At 49.6% G+C, this 4,001-nt stretch carries 4 protein-coding genes; all 4 read right to left on the reverse strand.

Going from position 1 to position 4,001, the window contains the following annotated elements; all coding sequences use genetic code 11:
- Window positions 1-126: 126 nt before the first annotated feature.
- Window positions 127-450 carry a hypothetical protein gene (locus tag B3D59_RS14275; RefSeq protein ID WP_286820801.1) on the reverse strand — a complete coding sequence of 108 codons (324 nt, stop codon included), beginning with the start codon at window positions 448-450 and terminating at the stop codon, window positions 127-129.
- Window positions 451-526: 76 nt separating this feature from the next.
- Window positions 527-1,084: a PstC family ABC transporter permease gene (locus B3D59_RS14280; RefSeq protein WP_286820804.1), complete on the reverse strand. Its 558-nt coding sequence runs from the start codon at window positions 1,082-1,084 to the stop codon at window positions 527-529.
- Window positions 1,085-1,185: 101 nt separating this feature from the next.
- A complete protein-coding gene (locus B3D59_RS14285; RefSeq protein WP_286820808.1) occupies window positions 1,186-2,013 on the reverse strand; it encodes a phosphate ABC transporter substrate-binding protein in 828 nt (275 codons plus the stop codon).
- Window positions 2,014-2,232: 219 nt separating this feature from the next.
- Window positions 2,233-4,001: Zn-binding domain-containing protein (locus tag B3D59_RS14290; protein WP_286820810.1), on the reverse strand; the 1,769-nt coding region annotated here is incomplete at its 5' end.

Consider the following 4,001-nt stretch of genomic DNA (forward strand, 5'->3'; position numbering starts at 1 on the left):
AAAACCGCGTTTTTGGACACCCCAATTTACAACTCGGAATGGTTCAACGAATCTGAGTGAAACGGACGCGTTTGCGAGGGGGGGGGACTCCGGCGCCAGGGATAACTCAGTGCGGTAGACTGCTGTCTATATGATTAAAGCCGGGAGGGTGAAAGCTCTTCCGGCTTTTCTGTAATCAATCGCCTGCCGGGTAATCAAAACTGAGATTTTTATGGGATTAGTTCGTCGGAATCTACAGCGGCTGTTGTAAAAATGATGCAGAAAGATGGTGATAGAAAAGCCGAACAACCCCACTACAATGGAAGGGGTCCCCGCCAGAAGCGCCACCATAAAACCGAACACGTGCCTGGCTTTTGGGGAGGCATATTCGGCCAGATAAATTCCGGCACAAAGCCCCAGAGGCAGCGCAATTCCAACGGATAGAAGGATCAGCAGGAAAGTAGCGACCATGGCCGGAAACAGACCGCCGAACACCTGGCGTTTGAGCAGGATGGCATCCCAGGGGCGGGTGTCGGCAAAGTCGACATTATTCCCTTTGGCCGGAAATGCGCGCCAAAAGAATCCCGAAACCTGTCATCAGCATCAACCCCGTCAGAACCCCTGGCCAGGCCTGGGGCAAAATTACATAGAGCAATTTCTGAAAAGGGGTTGCCCCAAGGGAATCGACGGCGTCCGTATAAATTTTTGGAACCCTTTCAAAACTTGCGCAAAAAAACAGAATCATGGTGGGAGAGACAAGCAGGCCAAGCATAATGGCGGCAGATAATATGCTCATACCTGATCCATGCAAAAAAAGATCCCGGACAAGGGGCACCAGCAGAAACACACCCACAAACCCGTAAATCACGGTGGGGATGGCGGTCATGAACTGGACAAATTTTTTGAGCAACTGCCCCAAGCACCCCTTATGGGTAATCTGCATAAAAAATGAACACCCAAGACTGATGGGTAAACTGATGACAAGACTTAAAGAGGCAATATAAAAGGTACCTGCAATCATGGCCAGAATGCCGAACCGGCCATGGTCCGGAGACCAAGAGTCGGTCAGAATTCTCCAGAACATTCCGCTTTTAAGGACAGGCATACTCAGCATCACCATGAAACCAAGGACACAGAAGGTGACAGCCGCGCATAAAAAAGATGCACTGGCGAAAACAGCCGGCGCACATTTATCCGTAAACGACATCAGTTAGGAATGAGCACGAAATAAGATGCCCAGTTAGAATTTTCAAACGTACAGCCTACAATGGTCGCCTGTTTTGAAATGGGCAAGTTATTTAAAATTCGTTCCTTAACAGGAATCAACCCCATTTCAGAAACGATCTTCTGGCCTTCGGGGCTGAGGAGGTAGGTGATCAATTTTTTGGCAAGCCCACTATATTCGCCTTTGGTGTTGCTGAAAAGGGCTCTGGCAAGCTTGTATTCACCGGACTGAACCGTCTTCAACGTAGGAATGACCCCGTCCAGGGCAATCGGGGTAACCGTTTCATCCACGTACCCCACGGAAACATATCCAATGGCATAGGGATCATTGGTGACAGCGGCCTTCATGGCACCGTTGGAAGCAACAAAACTGGCTTTCTCGGAAATATCTCCCTTGCCCAGGGCTTTTTCCCAGAATACCTCCCGGGTACCCGAAGAATTGTCCCGTGTGTAAATGTTGATGGGCCGGTCCTGACCTCCAAGTTCCTTCCCGCTTAGGATTTTTCCGGCATAAATCTCCTTAAGCTGTTGGCCGGAAAGCGCCTTGACAGGATTTGCCGGATGAACAACCGTGCCCACACCGTCAATGGCCCATTTATACATGGAAAGATTATACTTTGAAACTTCTTCATCCGTGGGTTTACGACCTGAGTTGCCAATGTCCACCAGACCTTCTCCCACCTGCCTGATCCCGGCACCGGACCCGCCGCCGGCAATGGTGATCTGGATATCTGAATTCATTTCCATAATTCGTTTTGCGGCCTCTTTCATGACCGGGATGTGGGCCGTTCCCCCGGCGATGCGCAACACCCCCTTTTCGCCTGTGAAGGCCTCGAGTTCAGATGCACATAAGGTTCCTCAAGCAAACACAATCATAAACAAGACAACTAACCATGGGAACGGTTTGAATACCTGTTTCATTTTTTCTCCTTAATTTTTTTGATAGAAAATGATTAAAATATCAAATTAATAGAATAAATCCCAAAACTTTTCCACAGCAAGTCAAAAAAAGCGAGGAACAGGCACTTACTATTTCCAGTCCACAGGGATGCGGACATGGTGACCGGCCTTGTTTTTAAAAAGCAGAAAACCATTATCCCGGCCATACGTGTATAGTTCATGGGTGACACGCACATCCTGGGTGCAATAGTCCACAATCAGATCCAGACGGCCTTCCTGCCACCATTTCAAGGCGAGAAGACCGTCTGCACTTTTTTCAAGGCCCAGGGTCTGTCGGGCCAGATGATCCAGTGAGAGTCGATAACCTAAACGCTCATGGACTGTTGTCAGCATATCCAGGGTGGGAAGGTTGTGAAAATCAAACCGGCTTAACCCGGACAGCACTTTGTAATCAAACCGGATAATGTTAAACCCGATGACAAGGTCCATCTGTCTAAGCCGTTCCACAAGTTTTTCCATATCCTCCTGGTAATAAACCAGAAAATCATTTTCAAGGGAATCGTAAAGCACAGCACAGGACACCCCCATGCGTTCGGCTTTGTGCCATCCGCCCACCTGCTTGGCCGACCGCCGGGTTTCAATATCAAGCACGGCATATCTTTTGGGAGATATCACCCCAGTTTTTTTTTCATGGATCTCTTTTTTTAAGACGGCAATATCGGAAAAGACAGGCGGTCCTGAGTCTTGTACAAAGGCCAATTCCCTCTGCCCCGTCTTTTGTTCAAGGAGCATCTGAAGAATTTGCTTTGCCGCGTCCTTGTCGATGGGACGGTTTCCTGACCCGCATTTGGGTGAATGTACACAGGCCGGGCACCCGGTTTCGCAAGTGCAATCCCGGATCGCTTCATAGGTTCTCTTCATAAGGATCTCTGCGTTCTCAAAGGCCTGTAACGTCAGCCCTAAACCACCGGGCACGCCGTCGTAGACAAAAACAACCGCCGTTTCAACCTGGGGATGAAACGGCATGGATATCCCGCCCAGATCATTTCTGTCGGTCATCACCAGAAGCGGCATCATGCCTATGGCCGCATGCTCTAAAGCATGAATCCCGCCCATGAAGTGCAAAAATTTCATTTCAACCCGTTGCCGGATCCAGTCCGGAATCTCAATCCACAGCCCCTGGGTTTCGTAGATCAGCTCCGGCAGATCCAAGGGCACAATGCCAAGGGATTTTTGGCCCGACACAGATTTCATTTCATAACCTGTGACCTGTTCACGAATTTTTAATTTGCCGAAACCCACCCGTGTACCTTTGACCTGACAGGTTTTTTCCACACTTATAATTTCAGTATTTTTCGAAGATCTTGCCCGGGTGTAATAACTGACCTTTTCCTCTTTTGCCCGGACCACACCCTTGAGATGATCAAAAAGTGTCACCACAAAGGTTTGTCCCCGGTGCAGGTAAACCGCACCTTCATGGGTTTCAAAATAGGATCGATGCCGGTCGATTTCACCCAGGCTTTGCCCGGTCTCCTCCTTGAATATGGGAATGGTGTGCCCGCTTCCCCTTAAACTGACCTCTCTATGGGGGCGTTTGCGTGGAGAGAACCAGGTATTGCCGTCCCGGCTTAAGAGCAGTCTGGCTTGACGCCCAAGTGCCTGTACCCGTTCCTGTACAACAGGCGGTCTTAACATGGGATCATCGGCATCAAGGCTGAGTTCAGCAGCCGCACAATCTAAATGGCGATCCAGGATCTGGGGATTTTCAGGGTTGATCCGGGCAGTTTCCGGGGGCATGGTAAAAAAGATGTCCGGATGATTGATGAAATACTGGTCCAGGGCGTCTTCATGGGCAATAAGGATCATGGCGGAATCATTGCCGTCGCGCCCTACCCTGC

It is taken from the genome of Desulfobacter sp. UBA2225, from assembly GCF_002348205.1.
GTDB lineage: Bacteria > Desulfobacterota > Desulfobacteria > Desulfobacterales > Desulfobacteraceae > Desulfobacter > Desulfobacter postgatei.

Coding starts and splice junctions, on each gene's coding strand:
- B3D59_RS14275 (WP_286820801.1), bottom strand. CDS start 450: ATGGTCGCTACTTTCCTGCTGATCCTTCTATCCGTTGGAATTGCGCTG.
- B3D59_RS14280 (WP_286820804.1), bottom strand. CDS start 1,084: ATGCCTGTCCTTAAAAGCGGAATGTTCTGGAGAATTCTGACCGACTCT.